Source organism: Bacillota bacterium, from assembly GCA_012837335.1.
Taxonomy (GTDB): Bacteria; Bacillota; Limnochordia; order Darwinibacteriales; family DTU012; genus DTU012.
In genome coordinates this window covers 1-2,721 of sequence record DURM01000083.1, presented here as the reverse complement: position 1 = coordinate 2,721, position 2,721 = coordinate 1, and the positions used below count along the sequence as shown (strand labels likewise).

General features: G+C 45.2%; 1 protein-coding gene and 1 tRNA gene. Both read right to left on the bottom strand.

Going from position 1 to position 2,721, the window contains the following annotated elements; genetic code table 11:
* Positions 1-19: 19 nt before the first annotated feature.
* Positions 20-2,482: a hypothetical protein gene (locus GX019_10905; GenBank protein ID HHT37666.1), complete on the bottom strand. Its 2,463-nt coding sequence runs from the start codon at positions 2,480-2,482 to the stop codon at positions 20-22.
* Between the two features lie 151 nt (positions 2,483-2,633).
* Positions 2,634-2,708 (bottom strand) — tRNA-Asn (locus tag GX019_10900).
* Positions 2,709-2,721: the final 13 nt, after the last annotated feature.

Here is a 2,721-nt window from a genome sequence, read left to right as displayed (position 1 = left end):
AATATTCCGATCTGAAAATCTATGGAGTAAAATGATCTATTTCCAGCTGGAGAAAATCATAAATGATCCCGCGCTGAATCCCTTTATCACCTGTTACAGTTAATCCGATCAGGTTTTCACCGGTAACCAGCAGGGAGGTATCAAATTCAAAAACATGGTGACTGTAAATGCCCCGGATTGAACTGCGGTACGTTGCATTATCATTTGCTCTTGAAATAATGCCTACCTGCTGTCCATTGACAGTTACCGCTAAAACATTTTCCGTTGAGGCAGCAATCCCAATTGTTAAGTATGCTTTTCCGGGAGAAATATGGTCTAGATTAAAGCGAATCTCCCAAGGCTTGGCATCACCTGGACCATTTTCAGTTAAGACGGTAATTGGCTGGCAGTAATTCCAATCCGTGCGATAGTCACTTTTCCCGATTGTATAAACAACTCCATCGGGGAAATTTTCATCATACTCAAACCACATTCCCCAATTGCGGTAATCTTTACCTGGAATAAAAAACTCTGCTCCAGTGCGGTCCGGTACACCAATCCGCCAAATCAGGTCTCCATGTTTTTCTGGAGACCATTTTAGCACTCCCAGATCCTTAGCTTCTGCTGCTCTAACCTCGATACTATCTAAGCGAAACTCACCAACGACTCCCGGGACATAAGCCCACAGGGTATAGGTTCCAGGACGGACATGCTGCAGAGTAAACCTGCCGTCAGCATCAGTTTTCGTGTAGAAAAGATAACCCTTTCCTTGATGCTGCCAGTGGGGATCAGGATCACCTAAAATAATCCAGCCATCAGCTGCCGATGAGCCATCTGTGATCTCGATTTGGCCGGCAACAGATGTCCGCTTAAGGGGATATAATTCTTCATTGACCCACTGGTACGGCCACTTCTCTTTTTCTTCATAAGCCCTGGTTTTGGCATCAATCCATAATTCCGCTAAATTCTCACCTTGATTAACATAGATGAAATGGGGACCATATATTTTTCTCCACCCGCTTTTTGGAGGAAACCAATGCCCACCGGCGCCAAAGTGACCAGACTGCATAATCTGCAGGAGGACATTGTCATAATGCACTGTGCGGTTTTGCTTAAAAGGGCCGCCGTTATAGAATTCCTTTGACGCAGACATCATCCACAAGCCAATGTTCTCACCCATAATGCCATGCAGAAGATGCAGTCCTTCAAAAACCTGCCAGTTATATTTTGAATACACGCTTCCGTCTCCGAGACGAAATGTAGCGTCCATTACCTCTTCTCCAGCAGTAACCATCTCGGTGCTCGGCATTCTGCCCATCCGGTTATCATTAATTGCCATGTATTTGAGCTTATCTGAATCAAACCTCAATACATGACGAGCTTGAACAAACCGCACCGGGATATCTACATTGTGGCAATAAGTAACATAGAAATAAAATCCACTGGATCCTCGTTCAACAACAAAGTTCAGATTTATATCAAATGGCTGCCGTTCTGTGGCTGTTTTTGTAAAAACGACGTGACCAAAATTGCCGTCAAAGCGCCTAATCTTGTACCCGTCCGGTTTAGGCCACCAAGCCCTTCCGGGAGGGGTAATTGTGTCATAATAAATTCGTCCCTTTGGGCCAAGCAGATCCTGGCCATAGGCTTCGAAAAGATTGACAATTCCCGTTTCTTTATTGATACCGAGCCTGATCAAACCATTATGGATAATTACCATCGTATCAGCTTCGGATATTTCCACCTGTTCGAAAGCTTCTTCGGAATTATTTCTTTCTGGTGTTCGTTCACCCAGTCCATATGCAGCAGCCTGTCTAACATACCAACAGGGATCATTCTTAGTCTGCTCAAGGATTATCCTTGCTTCTGGATAGGCAGAACTTAACTTTGCTAAGACGCCAGCCGCATATACGCGGACATCAGGCTGTTCCTGCTCTAACAGTTCAGCCAAAATGGGTAAAGACAGCTCGCCAGCTGCGACTAAGTAATCATTTGCCAGCCAAAATAAACGCTCAAAGTTCTTGATCGAATATGAGCTAAGCGCGGCTGCCCAGCATTCCAAAGGAACTGATTCCGGATCAATTCGATGCAGCGCCTGCAGCACCTCATGCTTGATAAGGATGTCTTCAGATTTATCCAATGACAGTCTCGCTAAGTGTGCTGAGCATGGTTTGGCTCTGCGCCCCATTTCCCGCAGCATCCATACGGTCACCTGGCGATGCTTGACTTCTGGATTGGTAGAAAGCTGTTTTAAAAGAAAGTCTTGTATCTGATCGACCGATTGCAAGGCGCTTAGGGTATCGTACGCCAGCTTGCGAATTGGATATATGTCACTGAGCAGCAGTTTCTGCATCTTAGGAATAACAGATTCACCCTGCGATGCCAAAATGCTAACTACTTTTGAACGAACCTCCCAGCCGTTAGATAATGCCTCTCGTAATTCTTCCGTGATATTTCCAAGTTCTGTTCTCAGCAGCGCAGCAGCAATTTCTGAGTGATTCAACCCAGTCATCTCCTTTTCCCAGGCAAAATGGCATTTACATTTTCTTAACCTTCCGTTATCTTATCATACGACAAATCATAACGCAACAAAGCCGAACCACTCAAGGTAACAAAAAAACAGCACCGAAGCTGACTTCAGTGCTGTTAAGATATGGCTCCCCGGGCTGGACTCGAACCAGCAACCCTTCGGTTAACAGCCGAATGCTCTGCCATTGAGCTACCGAGGAGTATAAATTAGTT